Here is a 23,217-nt window from a genome sequence, read left to right as displayed (position 1 = left end):
TTATACAGAAAAATAAATAGCAATATTCTTACATCGACTACGAAAAATACTCTTTGGAAACTACTTTTTTTACACCAACAGGCAATCAAAAAAACAATGCGCCTAAAGGCATAAAGACATGTCGAGAAACACCTACACCACAGAAAAATTTATTCTTATAAAACAACAAGATGAGAAAAATGGTTCGTGAGATTGATACTTTCTAATCTTCAGAACTGAGAAAAATCGAAGAGAAAAAACAGAATAATTTATCACCTTTGATCGAGATGTTTGTGCTTAAAAAGTCATATATGAAAGAAAAATTGAACCAGGCTTACGACAAAGAATCGCTAGATTCTTACTCAAATATGTCTACATAATACTGGCGGGTAGACAACGACGTCAGAACTGCCTTTTCTGGAACACAGTACCTTGCTGTGTGCGTCATTGTGCGAAAGCTCTGTTGTCATGCTGCAGGGGCTCTACTGTCGCTCTGCCAGAGCCCTGCCAGAGCTCCGTTGTCGTTCGACTAAAGCTCTGCCGAGCGAACGGACTGAATCAACCTGCCGAACCAGAACGAACCAGAACGACGAGCCAAACCGACGAACCGGACCGACGAACCAGGCCCTACCATCGAGAGCCACCAGGCTTCTCGCCAGCGCCTCCATTCACGCTGCCAAGAGCTCACCGCCATGCGCTTCCCCCCGTCTCAGGACAATGCTCTATCCCGCGAGGCGTCTGCCGTTGCCGCAGCGCTGCGCGGCTGTCGCAGGGGGCTCGTGGATGTGGCCATCTTCAGCGTTGCCATCAATCTGCTGATGCTGGTCCCCTCTTTTTACATGATGCAGGTCTATGACCGGGTGCTCGCCAGTCGCAGCGTCGATACCTTGATCATGCTGACGCTTGTCGTGATCTTCCTGTTTGCGATCATGGCCGGCCTGGACTGGGTGCGCTCGCGCCTGCTGGTGAGGCTGGGCAATCGTTTCGATGAACAGCTCCAGCAGCGGCTTCATCAATCGCTTTATCGGCAGGCACTCACCAATCCCAGCTCTGCCTCCATCCAGGGGCTGGATGACCTTGCCACGCTACGTCAGTTCTTTTCGAGCCCAGCGGTCCCGGCGTTCCTCGACACCCCCTGGATACCCGTCTATCTGGGTATCCTGACGCTGTTTCATCCGTACTACGGGCTCTTCGCCCTGTGTGCCGGAGCGCTGCTACTGGCCCTGGCGGTGCTGAACGAGTCCAGGACCCGGGAACTGCTTAAGCAGGCCGGGGCCAGACAGGTGTCCAATCGAGATACCACCGCGGCCAACCTGCGCAACAGCGAGGTGCTGCATGCCCTTGGCATGGTCGAAAGCATCCAGCATCGCTGGCAGGCGATACATCGGGTAGGCCTCACCCTGCAGTCCCTGGCCAGCGACCGCGCAGGCACCCTGACCCATCTGTCGAAAGCGCTGAGGCTGCTGTCCCAGTCCTTGATCCTGGGGCTCGGCGCCTGGCTGGTCCTGGTCGCAGAGTTGACCCCAGGGATGATGATCGCCGGCTCGATTCTGCTCGGCCGCGCGCTGGCGCCACTGGATCAGCTGATCAACGGCTGGAAGTCCTTCATCGCAGCGCGCAATGCATCAGAGCGCCTGAATCTGTTGCTTGGCGCGGCAACGGCAGGTGAGCCCATGGCGTTGCCCTGTCCCCGGGGCTCGCTGACCCTGGAGAACGTCAGCGCCGCTCCACCGGGTTCCCAGGACATCACCTTGAAGGCCATCAGCCTCACGCTCTCGCCCGGGGAGCAACTGGCCGTGGTGGGTCCCAGCGGTTCAGGCAAGTCGACCCTGGCGCGGGTCGTGCTGGGCATCTGGCCCCGCCTGGATGGCTGCGTGCGCCTCGACGGCGCCGACATTCTCGGCTGGCAGCGTCACGCCCTGGGGCCTCACCTGGGCTATCTGCCCCAGGACGTCGAGCTGCTGGCGGGGACCATTGCCGACAACATTGCGCGCTTTGCCGCCGTCGATGCCGAGGCCGTGGTCAAGGCCGCGACCCTGGCCGGCGTGCACGAGCTCATTCTGTCCCTCGATGACGGCTACGACACCGTCATCGGCCCACAGGGCCTAGGCCTTTCTGCCGGTCAGCGTCAGCGTATCGGACTGGCGCGGGCGCTTTACGGCCATCCCTGCCTGGTCGTGCTGGATGAACCTGACGCCAGCCTCGATGACGCTGGCGAACGCGCCTTGGGGCAGGCACTCGATGGGCTGCGCCGCCAGGGGACGACCACTCTGGTGATCACCCACCGTCAGTGCCTGCTGGATCGGGTAGACCGTATCCTGACGCTTCGCGACGGTCAGGTGGCCGCGCAGCGCGCCCGCCGCAGCGCCGACGACGGCCCGGTCGGGGCCAAGACCTTGCCCGGCAAGGTGATCAAACGGGTGACACCACACCGACCGGCATCGGCAGGAGGCCCGTCATGACCTTGCCTTCGCCTGGCTCATCCACCGAGGCGTCCGCTAAGACCCCGGCCTCTTTAGACGCCGGCGGCTCTCCCGTGGTCCCACCGGCGGGCCTTTCGCCAGCCCAGCCGCCGACAGCGCTGCATGTCTATCGCCGCATGGGCTTTGCGCTGCTGATGATCGCCCTGGGCGGCTTTGTGCTGTGGGCAACCACGGCTCAGCTGGCGGTGGCCGTGGTCGCGCCCGGAGCGGTATCGGTGGAAAGCTTCACCAAGCGTGTTCAGCATCTGGAGGGGGGCATCGTCGCCGACATTCTCGTGAGGGATGGGGATCAGGTGCAGCATGGTGAGCTGTTGCTCCGCCTCGATGACACCCTGGCACGGGCAGAACGCCGCATTGCCGACAGCGATTACCTGATCGCGCGTGCCAGTGAGATTCGCCTGCTGGCAGAGCAGGCAAATGCCGCTGTGCTGACCTTTCCCGATGAATTGACGGCTGCCCGGCTACAGCGCGTGCGTGAGGTGCTGGCGGTGCAGCAACACCTCTTTGAGGTACGTCGCCAGGCCCTTGCGGACACCCTGGCTGCCCTGGATCAACAGGTGATCCAACTGGAGGAGCAGATCCAGGGGCTCGCGCGTACCCGGGGGATTACCGACCTGCGTATCGACTCCCTGGAGCGGGACATCGCCAGCCATCGCCGCCTGTTTGACGATGGCCTGATCAGCAGTCAGCGGCTGCGCGAGCTGGAGCGCGAGAGCCTTGAGTACCAGAGCGACAACGCCAGGCATGCAGCGGACATTGCCAGGCTGCAGGCTCAGATCAGCGAGCTGGTACTGAACAAGCAGGTGCGGCGACAGGAATTTCAGCAACAGGTGGGCGAGGACCTGCGGCGGGTTCAGGCCGAGGTGGCCGACGCCGAAGAGCGCCTGGTCGCGCTCAATCATCGGCTGACGCGCACGCGCATTGTGGCGCCGGTGTCCGGCACGGTGGTCGGACTCGACGTGCACACGATCGGCGCGGTGGTCCGCGGTGGCGATATCCTGCTGGAGCTGGTTCCGTCCAACGACCGCTTCGTGGTCGAAGCACGGGTCCCCAACCAAGACGTAGATCATCTGCATGTCGGCCAGCACGCCGACATCCGCTTCAGTGCCTTCAATCAGCGTTTGACCAAGGTGGTCGCGGGCACCATCGGCCATGTCAGCGCCAACAGCTTTGACGATGAAACGAGTCGGCAGCGCTACTACAAGGTCATCGTCCAGGTGACAGACCCGGTCACTAGCGTATTGCCTGAGGGCATGACGCTCGTCGCGGGCATGCCCGCAGAGGTCATGATTCGTACCGGAGAGCGCAGCTTTGCCAGCTACATGCTAAAACCGCTTAATGACATGCTAGCCAGGGCCATGCGCGAGGAATGAAGCCTGCGCAAGCAATAGCGCCGCCACCCAACCACCATGAGAAAGGCAAAAAAAACTGCGCGGATCAAGGTTCAGGGGGACGATCCGCGCAGGGCCAGCTCCCTGCCGGCACGGGACACCATGACATGTCCGACAGAAGCCTCCCTGATAGCCTCCGCCGATGACACCACCCTGAGGGAAGCTGCTGCGTTTCCCTAAGGGGTACCTCCCTTAGACCATGCATCTGGTCGTTTTACGTCATTCGGTGACGCCCGCCTCACCCACCGCGGGCGTCACCGGTCGTCGCTGGCTTACAGGCCGGCATCGTCCTGCACGCCCTGCACGCCCACGTCGTCACTCATCGGCAGGTCATCCACATCGTCGTTGGAGACATCGACAACAGGGTCGTCCGCTGCCAGCAACAGGCTGCTGGTAGACAGGCTGGCCGCCGCCACGTCGGGATCCCGGGTGAGCTGGAACGAGGCCAGATCCTGGGAACCGCCGTTGAAGGTCAGTCTGAGCACCTGCACGCCTGCCTCCAGGTCCAGGGTCATCGCCGCCGTATCGACGTAGACGCCCCAGTCACTGGTCACCGGCGTGGCCACGCTGCCCTGCTCGTAGACGCTACCGTCCTGTTCCAGCGAAGCGGTGATGCTGCGCCCGCCATTGGGGCCCGAGGTCACGAAGGACAGGGTGTGGCTGCCCGCTTGCTCCACGTTGATGGTGTACTCAAGCCACTCGCCGTTATCGATCCAGCCCACAGCGTCGCCCTGCCCCACGATATCCACCGGCGTATCGCGGAAGTTGCTGCCGAACTGCTGCGGGGTCAGCTCGTTGTAGGCTTCACCCTGCTCACCCTCGTCGAACAGTACGGCGTCGAGTGACAGGCCATCGTCAGCGTCCACCAGCCAGGCGTTACCTCCTGCATTGAAGGCCTGTTGGCCGTCCTTGGACAGCGAGAAGCCCTGCAGGTCCATGGACCCGCCGTTGAAGGTCAGGCGCAGCACCTGCTCGCCGGCCTCCAGCGTAACCTGGGTCGACGCGGTCTCGACAAAGTTGGTCCAGCTTCCGGTGGGATCCACCTCTACCGCCCCTGCCGTCGCGTAAGGCGTGCCATCGCCCTTGGTGAAGCTAGCGGTGATGCTGCGTTGGCCGCCGGCCGTGGTGCCGAGGGAAGCCAGGAAGGCGAGATCATAGGTGCCTGCCTGCTCCACGTTCAGGGTGTACTCGACCCACTCGCCGTTCTCGATCCAGCCGATGACGCTGCCACCACCCGCCAGGTCCACCCCATCGCCACGGGGATTGGTACCCAGCTGTGCCTGACTTGAGTCGTTGTAGGCGACTCCCTGACCGCCTTCGTCGTAGTTGACCGCCTCCAGGTTGAAATCCGACCCCACCTGCCAGGGCGTACCATCATCGGTAAACGCCGACTGGCCATCGTCAACCGGCTCCACCAGGTCCAGGCTGAAGGAAGCCAGGTCGAGCTGACCGCCATTGAAGGTCAGGCGCAGGACTTGTTCACCCTCTTCCAGGTCAAAGCTCAAGGGCCCGACGTCGGTGAAGGTGGTGAAGCTGCCGGTATTGGGCAGCGCCACCGACTGATTTCCCGTGTAGAAGGCGCCATCCTGCTCGAACGCCGCGGTGATGGTCTTGCCACCGGCCACCGCCGAGGTCGAGAAGTTGAGCACATAGGTGCCCGCGGTCTCCACGTTCAGGGTGTATTCCACCCACTCGCCGTCGGCGACAAAACCGATGGCCAGCGACGGGGTCGAGATGTCCACCGCCTCGTCGGAGCGGAAGGCATTGCCGCTATGGGCGGTGTCCGAGTCGTTGTAGGCCACCCCCTGGCCGCCGTTGTCGTAGAAGCGCGCCTCCAGATCCAGGCCATCGGCGCCCACCGCCCAGGCGGTCTGGGTGTCATTGAAGGCGGTCTGCGCGACCGGCGTCGGGTCATCAAGGAAGTTCGGCGTCCCGTCACCGTCATCATCGTCGTACAGATCCACCCGGCCGTTACCGTCGGCGTCCTCGACGCCGGTCGGATCGTACGGCGTGACGTTCTGCACCAGGAAGATGTTGTCGTTGTAGTCGTAGTTCACCCCCGCGTAGTCCTGGATCACGATGTACGTGTCCGGAATCACGTTGCCGTCGGCGTCCTTGGCCACGTACACCCGGATCAGGTGTCCGTCGTTCTCGTCCCAGTTAAGGTTGGCGCCGGGAATGCCGATGGCATCGATGGTGTCCTCGTACAGGTTGGCGTCGGGATCCGACCAGGAGATGTACCCAGGACGATCGGAGATCTCGGCATAGAAGCCGAACGGATCATCCCGATCCAGGGTCGCCACCGCCAGATTGTCGCCATTATTGAGGGTGCGCGGCAGCAGGGTCTGACCGTCGGCCTCGTCGTGGGCGATGATCTCGCTGATGTCGCGGCTGTCCACGTCATGGATGAACAGTCGGGCGATGTCGCCCTGGCCATGGTAGGCCGCGAGCTGGGTGATGGTGATCGGCGAGGCTCCGTCGGCGCGCTGGAAGAACGGCGCCAGGATCTCGTCGCCGTTGGCTTCCACCAGGCCACCCTGGTTCATCTGCCCCTCGGCGACGTCGGTGGTGTAGCCAAAGGCATTGACGATCTCCTGCACCGTCGGCTCCTGGCCACTCTCGGACTGGTTCTGGCTGATACCGGCCAGCTCGATCACCTTCTCGGCCTCATCGGCGTCGCTCGAGCTGATGATCAGACTGGCCTCGTACAGCGAACCGTCATTGGGGTCATCGGCGATAAAGCGCACCGTGACCTCCACCGACTCACCGGGCTCCAGCACCACGGCACTGAAGGCCTGGGTCAGCTCGAACAGGCTGGGGTCACTGACCGCCACAGCGTTGATGGTCAGCGCATCGAAGCCGTCATTGGAGAGCGTGATGGTGACCTCGTCATGCACTTCCTGGGCCGCATTGACGGGGTTCTCGATACGCGACATCACCAGGCGATCGTTGGACGGCACGCCATCGTTGTTGGTGACCGTGAGCGAGCCGCCGGAGACCGGCTTGACGCCTTCGATCACGAACACGTTGTCGTTGTAGTCATAGTTGATGCCGGTGTAGTCCATGATCCCCAGGTAGGTATTGGGAATCACGTTGCCATCTTCGTCCAGGGCCCGGAACATGCGCACCGTATAGCCCCGCTCGATGCCATCGGCATCCGCCGGCGGCGTGCCGCCCCCGGAGGGGTTGAGCGACGGGTCGGTGGACAGTCCCGCCACCTCGATACCGAACACCTCATCGCCGGCCCAGCCATCGGGGATGGTCCCTCTGCCGAAGGTCGCGGTGGCGAAGTTGCCGTTGTTCACCAGCGGCAGCAGGGTCTGATTATTGTCTCCCTGATGGTTGGAGAAGATGATGTCCTGGCCCTTGTTGCCCGGCGCATGAATGCCCAGCGTCGCCCCACCGTTGCCATGGAAGGCCGCCAGCTGGGTGATCTTGGCCTGGTCCACGCCATCGGCCAGGGACCAGTAACGCGACAGCACCTCGTCGTCGTTCACCGGCCGGTACAGGTCGAAGTCGTTGAGCACCGAGTTCTCGCCACCGCCCACGGTGGTCAGTCCAGCGATGCGGTTGCCGAAGCCGAATACCTCCCAGATCTCGTTGACGTTGGGCTCCCAGCCGCCCTCGTCACGGGCCTGCCAGAAGCCGGCCATGGCGATCTCGGCCACCGGCGAGTCGGCGTCGTTGGTGACCAGCCGAATGCGGCCTTCAAACACCCCGTCACCGGCGTCATTGGCAGGCGGCGTGTAGGCGTCGCGGTCGAACAGTACCGTGACCGTCAGCGACTGCCCGGGGGCCAGGGTCAGGCCGTCGAACGCGCCCGGATCGGCCAACACGAAGGGCCCGTCGATCTGTGCCTCGAGGATATCGAGCGGTTCACTGCCACTGTTGCTGATGGTGACCGTGGCGCTGTCCTTGAACTCGCGGTCCGGGTTGGAGGCACCGTTGTTCTCCAGATAACTGAAGTGCAGCCGGTTGGCATAGAAGGCCGCGTCGCCACTTTGCACCTCGATGTCGGCGTTGGCGTTACCCGCCAGCGGCGTGACATCCAGGTAGTCCAGGTCATCCGCACCGTCCACGGCAGACACCGCACGCAGGTTGTACTCGACGCCGGCCTCGAGCTCGACATAGACGCCCTCTTCGCCGGCATCGCCCAACCCCGGATAGGCCAGACTGTCGACGGCCTGACCGTTGAGTGTCAGCGCCAGCGACCCGCCATTATCGCCACCGGCGTTGGCCGCCAGGTCCAGACGATAGAGGCCATCGCTGTCTACGGTGAAGTAGAAGTCCGCGGTCAGTTCGTTGACGGTGCGGGCGCTGGCGCCATCCTCAAGCTCGATCCGCGCGCCGTCGGACACGTCGGCGTAGACCGGGATGAACACATCGCCGCCATTGTCCGGCACCCGCAGCAGGTCGATATTCGGCCCCACGGCACCCGGCGCGGTCAGGGTGATGGTGTTGCTGCCCGCCTGCAGATTGACCAGCACCTCCTGGAAGAACCAGTCATCCTCGTCGTCATTGCTCTGGCCGACGAAGTTGAGCTGGCCCAGGTCGGTGCCATTAATGGTCAGTCCCAGCGGTCGGTCGGCCTTGCTGGCGGCAAGCGCATAGCGGAAACCGATCTCGTAGCTGCCGTCTTCGGCGACATCCACCGTCCAGGTAATCGTCTGATCGCCGCTGCCATCGAAGTCGACGAAGCCATCGCCGGAGGCGTTGCGGTCATCCTGACTCTCCGGCACGAACACGGCGCCGCCCAGCACGGCGTCTTCGGCCTCGTAGACGGTGAAGCCCGGCGTGGTGTCCTCCTCACGCAGGATCTCGAGTTGGTCGATGTTGGGTCCGGTGTCCTGGGTCGCCTGGAAGCGCACGGTATTGAGGCCGGCGGCCAGGTCTGCGGTGATGTCCACCGTCAGCCAGTCGGACCAGCGCGCGTCAGGATCGGTGATGCTGGAATCCTGGCTCGGCGGGAAGGACACCACCCCCACCGAGACGTTGTTGACGAAGACCTCCAGCGGGCGATCGATGTCCGAGCCATTGCCATAGCGCACCCGCAGCACCGACTCACCGGCCTGAGCGGGATCCAGTTCGAAGCTGAAGGTGATGAAGTCGACGTTGGTGCTGCCGAAGTCGGCATAGCCCCCCGGCACGCCATCGTCATCCACGGTGTTGCCATCCAGGCCAAAGGCGCCGGGACGCAGGCCATTGGGCAGGTTCTGGTTGGTCTCCGGATTGTTGATATCGCGGATTTCGATCTCCGCATCGGCGCCGGTGGCGATGGTCACCGAGGTGCCATCGTTCGGCGTCACATCCTCGGCCTGGATGGTCAGGACGGTGATCAGGTCGTCGTCCGGGTCCGGATCGCCGGGATCGGTGGTGCCGCCCGGCACCGGATCAAGACGGATGATCTGGCTCTGGCCGTTGCCTCGGTTCAGGGTCAGCAGATACAGCTGGCCGGTAGCCGGGTTCTCGATGATATCCAGCGGATCGACGTAGGTGATGACGTTGCCGTCGGGATCGCGCAGCACGTCGTCACCGATGACGTTGCCGTTGGCGTCCAGGGTGATGGAGCGTACGTCGTCACCGCCGGAGTACTCGGTGAACAACACGTTGCCCTGCAGGTTGCCGCCGAACACACCGCTGGTGTATTCCACCGCACCGTTGGGCGAACGGTTCTCGCCCAGCGAATAGACCCCGGCGATGTCATAGGTGCCCTCGGGGTTGGTGCCCGTCGGGTACTTGTCGACCTGATTGGGATCATTGCCACCGGTGGGGTTGCCACCGTTCAAGATGTATTCGTCACGCAGCGGGTTGGGATGGCCGTAGTAGCCGCCCTCCTCGATGCGGAACAGGTAGTCATCCTGCTTCTCGACGTTGGTGTAGCGCTCGTCCTCCGGCGTATTCGGATCATCCGGCACGTTGCCGCCGGCGGCCGAGCCGTTGGTCGGCACGTACAGGTAGCCGTTGGAGTGCCACACCAGGTCGTAGGCGTTACGCGCCCCGGTGGCGAAGATGGTCAGCACCGCATCGGGCGCATAGGGGTCGTAGTAGGATTCGAGCACATTGCCGTCGGCATCCTGCACCGTGGCGACGCCGCGATCATCAAACACCAGGAACTCGCCATTGCCCATGGGAATGGGGTCGTCCTTGGGATGGCCGTCCGGATCATCGAAGCGCTGGTTGAGCCCGTTGTCGGGCAGCGGCTCGGTGGTCACATCGAAGGGGCCATTCGACACATCGCGGGTCGGATCGATCTCCATCACCGCCGCATTCAACAGCCGCTCCGGGCGGTTGCCCCAGGCACTGTCCGGTTCCCCCATGGCCGAGTTGGAGCCCTGGATCAGGTACAGCAAGTGGGTCGGCACATCCGGGTTGGTGTCCGCGTCGTAGTCCGGGTTCACCCGGAACTCCAGGCTGTTGGTGACGTGGTCACCGTTGGAGCGCGGAAGGCCGGTGATGTAGGCCTCGGCGGTGCCGGAGAAGCCGGGTCCATCGTCCAGGGTGATCTTGGTGATGCGACCACTGAAGTCCGGCACCCCGTTGTCACGTCCGGACAGCGGGATCGGGTAGTTATCGGTGATCCACAGCACATTGGGGTCGGTGGGATCGACCACCAGGCCAATGATGCCCCGCTGCTGGGTTTCTCCCGGTTGATCGAAGTAGTCGTTGGGCAGGCTCAGCTCCAGCCGGTTGGACAGTGAACCATCGATGGGGTCCACGTCGTAGCGCAGCAGCTGGCCACTGATGGTGGCGATGTACATGAAGGCGCCGTCGGGGCTCATCTCCAGCGAGGTGAAGCCAAAGGCCCCATCGGCAGCGCCGTTGAGCTCGACCACATCATTGAACGCCACATCACGGGCCACGATCTCCGGCTCAGGGCCGGTGACGAAGGTGTTGGTGTACTTCTGGAACTCCCGGGTCGGCGCGCTGGCATCATCGTTGGGGCCGCGATCCTGGAAGCCATCGATCACCAGGGTGTAGCTGGTGAAAGGCTTGAGCGACTGGCTCGGCGAGATGGTCAGGGAGTCGAAACCACCGGTGGTGTTGGCATTGAACGTGACCTCCTGGCCGGTCACGGTTTCGAACAGGCGGATGGAGCCATCGGCCAGGCTTTCCAGCAATGCCCCGCCGCGGCCGTCCACCACCGAGATGCCGACGAAGATGTCAGAGGTCGGGTCTACACCGGTGGGGATGCTGCCGTCGTCCGGGTCGAGATCCACCTCCACTTCGTTTTGCCCCACCCCGGCGATGGCTCGGGCGTCGGTGAAGAAGGCGTAGTCCTCGACCGCCTCGCGTCCATCTCCTGGCGTCAGATCCGGCAACGCCTGGATCTCGATGTACTGGATCTCGGTGTTCTCGTTGTCGAGTCCCATGGAGTCCAGGGTCAGGCGACCGTCGGTGACCTGAACGATGCGGGTCACCAGGTCGGAGCGCACGCCCTCGGTGTCATCGGCAGGATTGCCGTCCGCCGGGAAGTCGTCCGGGCGGAACGGGGTGAAGGGGTCGTTGAACAGCTGTCCTTCGGCATTGAGCACATTGTTGCTGTCGTAAGGCCCACTGGTATCGCCGATGGAGATGGTGACCTCGTAGTAGCCATCGTCGAGCTCGATCTCCCAGCCGGCGCGCACATAGTTGCCGGGCTGGTCAAAGTGCGCGTAGGTGCCCTGGCGCGGGTCGAGTCCAGCGATATCGTCGGTGCGGTCGTTCACCGCCACGCTGGTCAGCGAGCTGATATCCAGCGGCTCGGTGCCTGGGTCACTATCGTAGATCGACTCTTCGGTGACCCAGCCGTACTGGTGCACCTGGCCATCCACCGTCACCGACTGGGTGCCAAAGGCCTTGCCGTTGTCGGCAATGTAACCATCGGGCACCGCGGTGCCTTCGGGCTGGAAGTTGATCTTCACCGAGAAGCGGTCGCCTGGCTCCACCGGGCGTGGCGGCGCTACGCCGTCACGGCTGACGGTGACCAGGTCAATGTTGGGGCCCGCGGTGCCCTGATTGGCCAGGCGAATGGTGTTATCGCCGGCCGCAAGCTCCACCTCGATGGTGGTGGTGGTCCAGTTCTCCCAGCCCACCGGGTCGCCGCCGGTGGAAGCGAAGGCCAGGCTGCCCTGGCTCGCCCCGTCGACCAGCACCGTCATCGGACGGTCAGCGCCATTGCCCGCGCCGTTGGCGTAGCGCACTTCCAGGGTGTAGGTCCCAGCCAGGTCCACGCTGACCTGAAATTCCGCGGCGTCGCCCACGTCGCCGCCCATGTCCAGATATCCGGCACCGCTGAAGCCATCCCACAGTCCGTCCGCGCCTGCCGCGGCGTTGGTCTCGGGGTTGCTCGGGTCGCGCACCTGGGTATCGCCATCGGCGTCGACGATATCCAGCGCCTCGCCTTCGATGCTGAAGCTGAACGGTGGCTGGGTCACGCCGTCGTTGAAGTCGAATACCACCTGGTCGATGTTCGGGCCGTTCACCGCGCCAGCGGGAATGGTCAGGGTGAAGGTGTTGGCGCCCTCCACCAGCTCCACCGTGACCTCGAGGGTCTGCCACTCTTCCCAGGGCTCGGTGACACCGGTGGCATTGGGGAAGCCTAGCTGGCCCTGGTCGCTGCCGTTGACGGTCAGATCCAGTGGCCGTGGGGCGTCACCGCCGTTGGCGAAACGAATGGTGGCGGTATAGCTGCCCGCCTCCACCGCGTTGACGTTGAAGGTGATCTGGTCACCGGGGTTGGTACCAAAGTCGAGATAGGCCTCGCCCACCGCGCCAGGGCGGTAATTGCCAAAGTCATCAGGGTTGGCCGAGTCGACCACCCGGGTCACTTCACCCTGGGCGGTGCCACCGACGTCGACGATATCCGCGTCCTCTGCCTGCAGAGTGATCGGCGCCACCACCACAGCGCCATCGTCGTAGCTGACGACCTCATCGACGCTGGCTTCGTTACCTGCTGCGTCGGTGACAATCAGCGTCACCGTGAGATCGCCACTTTGGTCATCCAGCAGACCGCTGAGGTCCAGGGTGATGTTGCCCGAGGCATCCGGCGTCACCTCGGTGCGAGTGGCGCCGCCGTCGTAAGACACCTCGACGGTGGTGACGTCGTCATCGACACCGGACACATTGAACACCGCCGTCGCCAGCTGGCTATCATCCAGGCTGTCGTCGGCGGCCACGAGGGCCAGATCGCCGTCGTCATCGGCGCTGTCATCGATCACGATGGGCCCACTACCGCCCTCGGTAACCTCGATGCGGTCAATGTTGGGGCCGGTGTTGGCACCTGCCGGGATCGCCAGGGCAATGGTGTTGCTGCCCGCCTCCAGGGTCACCGTGATGGTCTCGAAGGCCCAGTGGTCGAAGCCTTCTTCCGGGCCCGTGCCATCCGGGTCGGTGCTGGCCATGGCAAGCACCAGCGGATCACCACCGTTGATCACCAGATCCAGCGGACGATCGGTATTGGTGGCGTAGCGCACGTTGATGTCATATTGCCCGGCCTGGGCCACATCAACCTGCCAGCTGATGTTGTCTCCGGGGGTGTCGCCAAAGTCCAGGTAGCCGCTGCCGGAGAATCCCGGACGCAAACCGGTGGGCTGGTTGGGCTCCGGGTTGCTGGGATCGCGAATCTGGGTATCAGCGTCGTTGGCATCCACGTCGAAGCTTTCTACCGCACCATCCTCGGCCTGCAGCGATAGCGGCGAGAAAGGCGCTTCGTCCACATCATTGACGCTCACCGACACTAGCTCGCTGGTCGTCAGGCCATCGTCGGTGACGCTGACCTCGACCTCGTAGACGTTGTCCTCGTTGGCGTCCACCGCCAGCTCGAAGTCACGGGCCGAAGTGAAGCTGAGCACCCCGGTATCGGGATCGATGGTAAACAGCGGTGCGTCGATGCCACCGGTGATGGCGAACACCGGTGCGCTCAGCGCGGCAGGCTGACCGTCTTCATCGAGTACCGCGATGGCGCCGATCTCGGTCAGGTTCTCGTCCACGTCGAGCGCCGTCTGTGCGATGGACAGGCTTTCGTTGAGGTCGTTGACCGTGATCAGGGTCGCCTGGGACACGCTGTCTTCCCCGTCGCTGACGACCACGGTGACTTCGTAGACGCCGTCTTCATCGGCGTCGACCGCCAGTTCCGCATCGGGCGGGTTGACGAAGCTGAGTACGCCGGTGGCCGCATCGAAACTGAACAGCGGCGCGTCGACGCCTTCCAGGGTCACGCTCAGGGTGTCACCATCCAGGTCGTCCAGGGTGAGCGTCGCGACCGCGCTTGAGTTCTCGTCGACGCTGACACTAGCGCCGAGCCCGGTGATGGTGGGCGCGTTGTTGACCGGCTCTTCAATGCGCTCGAACGCCACCGAGTCGATACGCATCAGCTCGCCGCCCTGGCCACGCAATTCAAGCCCGAGCTGCGAGTCGGCGGTGATCTCGACCGCTGTCTCGAACACGATCGCCTTGCGGTTACCACTCTGGCCGGCGTTGCCCCTGGCACCACTGCCCACCAGGGTGCCGAAGTCGTCGCTGAGCACCACGTCGGAGGTCAGGCTGTCACTCGACAGATGGCGAGCCTCGAGCGCCGTTCCATCGATGGACAGCGTCAGCTCGCCCTCCCCGTCGGTTTCATCGAAGACGTACAGGGTGACCCGATACCAGCCTGGCTCGACCCCGGCCGCCGCCAGGTCGGTGCCGATGGCGGCAGGCGCGGTGCTGGTCAGGCGAATCAGCTGGTCGTTAGAGGCACTGGTATTGGCGGTGACGATCAGGTTGGCGGCATCCAGGTCACTGAAGGCTTCCGCCTCGATGGTCACCACATCACCGATATCGGTACCGGCGATCTGGAAGTCGAGCACCTGGATGGCCGACAGGCCGCCCGGATCGGTGGCCCGCAGCGTCACGCTGAAGGCCCCACCCTCGGTCGGGGTGCCCTGGATCACGCCATTGACCAGCTCAAGACCCGGGGGTAGGTCCTCGACGCTCAGCGTCAGGTCGTCACCGTCGGGATCAGAGAACAGCACAGCGTAATCCGCCAGGGTAATCTGGACGAAGCTTTCGCCCACCTCGCCGAAGAATGGCTCCAGCGCGGCGGGCTCGGCCACCGGCGCGTCGTTGACGTTCTCGATGGTCAGCACAAAGCTATCGGAGGTCTCGAACTCCCCGTCGTCGGCGAACAAGGTAACGGTATAAATCCCCGGTACCAGGTCATCCAGGCTGCCGCCCAGCACGCTGCCATCGATGGCAAGGCCAACGGCACTGACGGGCGCGCCGTCGCTGTCGGCCACCTCGAAGCGATAGCTCAGGTCGTCGCCATCGGCGTCTTCGAAGGGCAGGTCCACCTCCAGCGTTGCGCCCTCGTCCAGCACCAGGTCAGCGACGCCGCCTCCGACCACCACCGGGGCCTGATTGGTGTCCACGGTGGTGGCTTCGCTAAGCGTCACATTGGAAAAACGCGCACTGCCCTTGGCGCCAAGGTCATCGTCGTTGACGAATACCAGGGAGTCGATGGTCGAGCCGGCCAGGGACGACAGGTCGATGGTAAAGGTCAGGACGCCATCGCCATCATCATCGGTGCCTTGTCCCCGCAGGTCGATAAAGCCCTGCTGGGTCTGGGTGCCGCCCAGCTGGAACAGGCTGCCGCCACCACCGAAGGGGTTGTCGTCCGGGTCGATACCGACGGCGATGATCTCCGATACCGGGGAGCTCGAGGCATCCAGTTCCAGGGTCAGCCGTGTATCCGCAGTAATCTGGTAGTTTTCGCCCAGGGCCACCCGCTTCCATACGTTGTCGGTCAAGGCCAGGGTCGCCCCTGCATCTTCCGACGCTGCGCCAGTGCCTTGGCTGGGGTTGTCCTGATTGCCGCCGTAGGACGTGATCGGCCCCGCGGCAAAGTCCAGCGTCAGCGGAGCATCGCTGTCGTCTTCCAGGGTCACCTGGGTCGAGGTAGTGGCTTCGTTGCCGGCCACGTCGGTCACGTACAGCACAATGGGATGACTGCCGCCGCCCAGACCGGACAGGTCAAGCTGCAGGCTGTCGCCATCGACCCCGACCGGGATGCGCGTGGCGCCGCCATCCAGGCTGACCTCGACGCTGTCGGCGTCAGCATCCAGCCCAGCCAGGGTAAAGGTCACGGCGGCACTATCCGCCTGGGCCACCGGGTCTGCCGGGCCGGCCAGCGTCAGATCGCCGCCTTCGTCGGCGGTGGTATCCAGGGTCAGGGCCAGCTCGCGAGTCCCACGGTTGCCATAGGCGTCCATGACAAACAGGGTGGCCGACAGCGGACCGTCGGCCTGACCGGAAAGGTCCAGGCTGAAGGCACCGCTGGCGTCCGGAGTGACCTCCTCTACATTCGCGCCGTCATCGAAGCTCAAGCCCACGTAGACGATATCGTCATCAAGCCCCGCGACGGTAAAGGACACAGCGTCGACGGTTGCGGCGTTGACCACACTGTCAGGCGTGGTAAAGGCCAGGTCATCGCCCTCGTCCCCTTCCACATCGCCCACCGGGCCGGAGCCCGCCGTGGTCAGCTCAAGCCGGTCGATATTGGGGCCGCTGCCGGCGCCGCTGGGAATCGCCAGGGTGATGGTGTTGTCGCCCGCCTGCAATGCCACCGTCTGGGTCTGATAGGACCACACATCAAAGCCTTCCGGCGCTTCATTGGTGGCATTGGGGTCGGTAGTGACGAAGGCCAGGGCGCTGGCGATACCACCGTTGACCGCCATGTCCATGGGCCGGTCGCCGTTGCTGGCATAGCGGAAGTTGAGGTCGTACTGCCCCGCCTCGGCCACGTTCACGGTAAAGGTCAGGCTGTCGCCGGGCACGCTGCCGAAGTCCACATAGCCGGTCCCGGAATAGTCAGGACGCAGGCCCTGGAAGCCGGTCCCGTCCTCGGGGTTGGCCGGGTCACGCACCAGGGTGCCCGCATCGTTGGCGGCGCCAAGCTCGGCGTCTTCCGCCTGGACCACCTGGGGCGCAATATCGGGCCCGGTGACCGCGGCGCTGACCAGCACCAGCTCCATCTTGTCGATATTGGGACCATTGGTGTAGCCGCCCAGGCGCAGGGTGTTGCTGCCGGCGGCCAGCTCGACCTCCACCGTCTCGACCGTCCAGCCTTCCCACTGGCTCTGCAGGTTGCCGCCGCTCAGACTTGGGCGGTTGGCCGCGGCGATATCCGCTTCGGTATCGTCCGGGTAGTAGACCGGCTCCAGGGTCGGCGCAAAGTCAAAGGTGGCCAGGGTGGTGGTGCTACCGCCGTCGACCAGCATCAGGTCCAGCGGGCGGGCGCTGGAGGTGGCGTAGGTGATGCTGATGGCGTAGGTGCCAGCGGTGGCGATGTTCAGGGTAACGTCGGCAGTGGCGTTGGCGTTGCCAAAGGCCCAATCCAGGTAGCTTGCGCCCTCGGCACCGACCCGGAAGGTCTCGTTGCCATTAGTGAAGCCGGCGATGGTGTCGAGGGTGGCCACCCGGTTGGTACCGCTGTCTTGCGCGTCTTCCGCCGGAGACAGCTGCATATCTTCGCCCTGAATCACGTAACGGTCAGGGTCCGGTGCGGTGATCTCGAGATAGTCGATGTTCGGCCCGCTGGCGCCGTTGGAGGTCAAGGTAATGGTATTGGTGCCCTGCTCCAGGGTCAGTCGTACCGGCTGGGTCAGCTCGAAGTTGGTGAAATCATCGCCGGTGGAGGTCAGGTCGAACATGCGGTCGAACAGCTCACCGTTGACGTCCAGGCGCAGCGGGCGATTACCGGCGCCCATGGCGTAGCGCAGCACCAGGTCGTATTCACCGGCCTCGGGCACGTCGAAGGTAAAGGTCAGGCTCTCGCCGCCGGCCACCCCATTGCCATAGTCCACGTAGGCATTGCCCTCGGCGTCCGCCGCGTCCGGGTTGGCCGGATCATCCACCACCGCGATGCCGGTATCTCCGGTGATACTGGCCGATGCGCCGTCGCTGGCATCATCGTCTTCGGCCTGGATGCGTAGCGAAAAGCCCACGGGGGCCGCCAGGGCCACTATTGCCGGGGCCGCAGCCGCTGCAGGCGGGGTGTCTGACGAGGGGGCTGACGAGCTGTCTGGAAGGCTGTCTTGAGAAGCGTCTGGAGAAGCGTCTTGAGAGGCACCTGAAGCAGGCCCTGAGGACGCTGCGGCAGAACCCGCGGCCCCTGACGCGCTGTCCATATCAGCGCCGTCGCCTCCCCCGTCACCATCGCTGGCGCCCGCCTGCGGGCCGTCGACATCCTGCGCTGACGATCCCGGGCCGTCGCCCACGGCTGGGTCGATTGGCTCAGGGTTGCTTGCCACAGGATCCGTGGAGCCTTGCTCTGCTCCATCATCGGCATCGGCCTCGGCGTCCTGCACCAGCACTTCACGCAGGGCGGCAACACCGGGGAGCAGCGCTCCTCTGGCGTCGAGCGCCTCGATCATCATTCCCAGCTTGCCAATGGGGGGCGTCGGCAACTGCTCGAACACGAAGGGTCTTTCGAATTTCTCGAAGACGCTTCTCGCTCCTGACGCGTCTTCCCATGTCATGCGCACGGCCGCGACAGCCTCTTGCCAGCGCCCGGGATGGGGCGCCACCACCACGTCATGCAACTCGAAATCTTTATTTAGGAAATGCGCCTTGTCTTCCAGGCGTTTTTGAAAGGACTTGCGACCGCGACCAACAAATGACATGGAAAACATGAGCTATCCCCTGACAATGATATCGGATGATCAGTCCTTGACGAACCACATTTTATTGTCGGCATCCACTGCCAAAGCTTGGTCTTATTTACGACTACCCTTGCATTACTGAGGTAACGAATGTTTCCGCGATTCGCGAAAACATCCTTTCCTCTTTCTGATGCTCTTCCGGTCTTACCCTTGCCGACCACACCCTTGGAACCCACCCCATGGAGAAAAGCTGTCACTCGCCACTCTGTTCCACTAGCCAAGCTCCACTAGCCTCTATGCTCCACTAGCCACCGTGCTCGAAACAGCAAAACTCATAAGATGTAGCCCACCTTCACTGATTCTATAACCCCATCGACATACAGCAAGATTTTTTTGACAGCGCTAACGCTAACGCCACTTAGCCTTCAATAAAGGAAGATATGTAACGTTCAAGCCATTGTAAAAATTGACTTTTTTAGTTATCTAAACTAAAAATACTAGACTTCATATTTTAAAAAATTCAGTTAAATAGCACTGACAGCACCAGCAGTAACCAACCCAACGATGAGACTTAAAGTGTAAAAAAGCAGACTAACCTCCACTTTTCTCCAACACCCTTTATTCAGGGATACCATCGCATTCTTTCCTCTCTGCAAAAGTCGAAGAAAACATTGGCCTCATTGCCTTCATCGCTATTGTGGTTGGCCATATTTTCGCTACTATCCCATCGAGACCCATTTCCGTTTCATGGCTCTTTTTCACCATCATCACATCACCCGGACGAACCAATATCTCGGAACACTTCCGAGGGTCTTCAGGAGAACACTCAAGAGAACATCAATAGATCGAAGATGCGCCACACATCACAAAAAAAAGAAAACCACGGATAACGACAACAACACCATCACCACAAGAGGGGTGATGTCAGGGGGAACCATCATGGCTGCAGAGAAGAATGACCTGCGTAAGGTCCTCGCCTTCTGTCGAAGAAGCTTCGGCTATGTGGCGCTGTTCAGCATGTTTATCAACCTGCTGATGTTGGTACCACCGCTATATATGCTGCAGGTCTACGACCGCGTGCTGACCACCCGCAGCCAGGAAACTCTGTGGATGATGACACTGGTGGTGGTGTTTCTCTTTATGGTGATGGGGGGACTTGAGCTGATGCGCTCGAGAATCCTGGTCAGGGTGGGTAACCGACTGGACACCTTGATCAGCCCACGCCTCTACGCCGCCATGTTCAAGCGCAGCCTGGCGAGCCCCGGCAAACCCTCCGCCCAGCCGCTCAACGACCTGACCAGCCTGCGCCAGTTCCTGTCGGGCAACGGGTTGTTTGCCTTCTTCGACGCTCCCTGGGTGCCGATCTACATCGGCGTGCTGGCCCTCTTCCATCCCTGGTTTGGGCTGTTCGCTCTGGTGGCCGGGATCATCCTCGCGACCATTGCCGTGATCAATGAACGACTGACCAAACCGCTGCTGACAGAGGCCAACGGTCGCCACGTGCAGTCACAGGATCTGGCCAACAGCAACCTGCGCAATGCCGAGGTACTGCATGCCATGGGCATGCTGCCAGGCATCCAGGGGCGTTGGGCAGCACGTCATCGCGAATACCTGGTGCTGCAGTCCATGGCCAGCGACCGCTCAGGCCTGCTGACCAACACCTCCAAGGTGCTGCGGCTGATGTTTCAGTCCTTGATTCTTGGAGTCGGTGCCTTTCTGGTTCTGCGCGGTGAGTTGACCCCGGGCATGATGATCGCCGGCTCCATTCTCATGGGCCGGGCGCTGGCCCCTATCGACCAGATGATCAATGGCTGGAAGGGATTCTCTGGCGCGCGTACCGCCAAGGGGCGGCTGGAAGCCCTGCTGGACGAGGTTCCTGCCGAACCGCCGGCGATGCCGCTGCCAAGCCCGCGAGGACAGCTGACGCTGGACGACGTCAGCGCAGCGCCTCCCGGCGTCAAGCTGCCCACCATCACCAATATCGACCTGCGCATGGCCAAGGGCGAACACATTGCGGTGGTGGGGCCCAGCGCGGCAGGCAAGTCCACGCTGGCTCGGGTGGTGCTCGGGTTGTGGCCCACCCAGCTGGGCTGCGTGCGCCTGGACGGCGCCGACATCAATAAATGGGAACGCACGGCGCTGGGGCCGCATCTGGGCTACCTGCCCCAGGACATCGAGCTGTTTGATGGCAGCGTCGCCGAGAACATTGCGCGCTTTCAGGACGTGGACCCGGAACAGGTGGTGCGGGCCGCCCGCCGCGCCGGTGTGCACGAACTGGTGCTCAAGCTTCCGGACGGCTATGACACCTGGCTGGATCACGGCGGCAGCGCGCTGTCCGCTGGTCAGCGCCAGCGTATCGGCCTGGCCCGAGCGCTGTACGGCAACCCTGCCCTGATCGTGCTGGATGAACCCGATGCCAACCTGGACGATGCCGGCGAAGCGGCCCTGGCCCAATGCCTGATCGAATTGCGCCAGCAGGGCACCACTGCACTGATCATCACCCATCGTCAGCGCCTGCTGGCCAATGTGGACCGCATTCTCGTGCTCAAGGAGGGACGCGTGGCATCGCTCACGCCACCGGGGCGCCGAGAGCCGGTCTCCGCCGTGGCGGCGGGGGCAAGACGGGTCTCCCCCGTCACCACCCTGCGCCCCAGCGCACGTGGCAGAAGCGCGGCCGTGCCCGCTGAATCGGCGTCGCCGGTATCCACGGCGTCCACTGTCCGTCCCGACAGCAAGGAGACCTGATCATGAATCCCGCAGGTGCCCCTCAACAAGAATTGCCGTTGCAAGATCAACGTTACCGCCGCCTTGGGCTGCTCATCCTGCTGGTGGCGCTGGGCGGCTTCGGCAGCTGGTCGGTGATGGCCAGTCTGGCGGTTTCCGTTGTTGCCCCCGGCTCCGTCTCGGTGGAAAGCTTCACCAAGACGGTGCAACACCTGGAGGGCGGTATCGTCGAGCGTATCCATGTGGAAGACGGCAGTCAGGTCGATGCCGGCGACGTGCTGATCACGCTGGATGACACCCAAGCCAGGGCCCAGAGCCGTATCGTCGAGGCGGACTATCTGATCGCCAGGGCCAGCGAGGTACGGCTACTGGCCGAGCAGGCAGGAGCGGACCAGCTGGTGTTTCCCGACGCTCTGCGTCAGTCCGACAATGGCCGCGTCCAGGCGGTGCTGGGGGTTCAGCAGCGCCTGTTCGAGGTCCGTCGAGAGTCTCTGGACGGCACCCTGGCGGCACTTGATCAGCAGATTCTGCAGCTGGACGAGCAGATCACCGGGCTCGAGGCCACCCGCCAGATCACTCAGCGAAGGATCGACTCGCTCAATGGTGAGGTGGCCAATCACCGCAAGCTGTTCCGGGATGGACTGATCAGCAGTCAGCGGATGCGCGAAATGGAGAGGGAGAGCCTCGAGTACCAGAGCGACAATGCGCGTCATCTGGCCGAGGTAGCCCGACTGCGCGCGCAGATCAGCGAGAACGTGTTGAACAAGCAGATTCGCCTGCAGGAATTCCAGCAACAGGTCGGCGAGGCCCTGCGTCAGGTGCAGTCGGAAGTGGCCGATGCGGAGGAGCGCCTGGTAGCCCTGACCGATACCCTGCGACGCACGGCCATTACCGCGCCGGTGGCCGGCACCGTGGTGGGACTGAAGGTCCATACCCTGGGAGCGGTCATCCGCGGAGGCGATCCGCTGATGGATCTGGTGCCAATGGGCGATGGTTTTATCGTCGAGGCCAGGGTAGCCAACCACGACGTGGACCATCTTTACCTGGGACAGCCGGCGGAGATTCGCTTCAGCGCCTTCAACCAGCGCCTGTCCAACGTCATCGATGGCGAGGTGGTCCACGTCAGCGCCAACAGTTTCGAGGACGAAGCCACCCGAGAGCGCTACTACAAGGTGCGCATCCAGGTCACGCAACAGGGCGAGGCCAACATGACCGACAACATGCGCCTGATGGCCGGCATGCCAGCGGAGGTGATGATCCGCACCAGCGAGCGCAGCTTCGCCAGCTACGTGGCCAAACCGGTCACCGACATGCTGGCAAGAGCCATGCGCGAGGAGTAAAGACGACGATCCTGCGCCGAATGGGAAGCGGTTCAGCCTACACCCCCTGCCGCCGTAGCCAGCGTCTGTTCTGCGTCTGTCCTGGGTCTGTCCTGGGTCTATAGTGAGGTAGAGACGCTGGTACGGCGATGCCACATTGCGGGGTTCGGCACGTGTACGACAATCGCACCAAGATGCTGCTGGTGGTGTCGAGACGACTGCTGGTGTTCATCATTATCAGCCTGCTGGCCACGGCTGCCCTGTTCGCGGCAACGCTGTGGTTTCAGCAGCGCCTGATGATTTCCTGGCTGGTGTTCGAATGCGGCATCGTCGGAGGCTTTGTCAGTATTCAGCAACGCTTGAAGCACATCTCGTCGACCGAACTGCGACTGCTCACCCAGTCCTGGGCGACCGTGCTGGTGGTGCCCATCTACGGAGGCACCTTTGCGCTGGTGTTCTACGCGCTTACCCTGGCCGGCCTGATCGAAGGGCACCTGTTCCCCAGCTATCACATCGCCGCCTTCCCCGAACCGCCTACCACGGATGACATTCTTCACTTTCTCTCGCGAACCTATCCCGCCCAGGGAGAGGACGTCGCCAAACTGATCTTCTGGTCCTTTGCCGCGGGGTTCTCGGAGCGGCTGGTACCACAGATCATTCATCGCACAACGGACCGACAGCCTTGAGCCACGCTTTAGCCTGC

General features: G+C 62.9%; 6 protein-coding genes. 5 read left to right on the top strand and 1 reads right to left on the bottom strand.

The window, feature by feature from the left end:
* Positions 1-671: 671 nt before the first annotated feature.
* Together JF545_RS01775 and JF545_RS01770 are read left to right on the top strand one after the other, a co-directional pair.
* On the top strand, positions 672-2,441 hold the full coding sequence (locus JF545_RS01775; RefSeq protein WP_206937900.1) for a type I secretion system permease/ATPase: 1,770 nt from the start codon (positions 672-674) through the stop codon (positions 2,439-2,441).
* Positions 2,438-3,835 (top strand): HlyD family type I secretion periplasmic adaptor subunit, encoded by a 1,398-nt coding sequence (locus tag JF545_RS01770; RefSeq protein WP_242520557.1) that lies wholly within the window; start codon positions 2,438-2,440, stop codon positions 3,833-3,835. The genes JF545_RS01775 and JF545_RS01770 overlap by 4 nt, the downstream gene beginning before the upstream one ends.
* A gap of 290 nt (positions 3,836-4,125) precedes the next feature.
* Here JF545_RS01770 and JF545_RS01765 read toward each other — a convergent pair whose 3' ends face one another.
* A complete protein-coding gene (locus tag JF545_RS01765) occupies positions 4,126-18,501 on the bottom strand; it encodes a carbohydrate-binding protein (RefSeq protein ID WP_206937898.1) in 14,376 nt (4,791 codons plus the stop codon).
* A gap of 909 nt (positions 18,502-19,410) precedes the next feature.
* Between JF545_RS01765 and JF545_RS01760 the strand changes: the two genes are divergently transcribed.
* From JF545_RS01760 to JF545_RS01750, 3 genes are all read left to right on the top strand, one after another.
* Positions 19,411-21,216 carry a type I secretion system permease/ATPase gene (locus JF545_RS01760; protein ID WP_206937887.1) on the top strand — a complete coding sequence of 602 codons (1,806 nt, stop codon included), beginning with the start codon at positions 19,411-19,413 and terminating at the stop codon, positions 21,214-21,216.
* A 2-nt stretch (positions 21,217-21,218) separates the two neighbouring features.
* Entirely contained in the window at positions 21,219-22,535 is a 1,317-nt protein-coding gene (locus JF545_RS01755; protein WP_206937885.1) for an HlyD family type I secretion periplasmic adaptor subunit, read from the top strand.
* Positions 22,536-22,687: 152 nt separating this feature from the next.
* Entirely contained in the window at positions 22,688-23,200 is a 513-nt protein-coding gene (locus JF545_RS01750) for a hypothetical protein (RefSeq protein WP_206937883.1), read from the top strand.
* Positions 23,201-23,217 lie beyond the last annotated feature (17 nt).

Origin of the sequence: Halomonas litopenaei (genome assembly GCF_017303055.1) — a bacterium.
GTDB classification, from domain to species: Bacteria; Pseudomonadota; Gammaproteobacteria; order Pseudomonadales; family Halomonadaceae; genus Halomonas; species Halomonas litopenaei_A.
The sequence above is the reverse complement of the archived record's forward strand: the minus strand, read 5'-3'. Positions and strand labels throughout refer to the sequence as shown.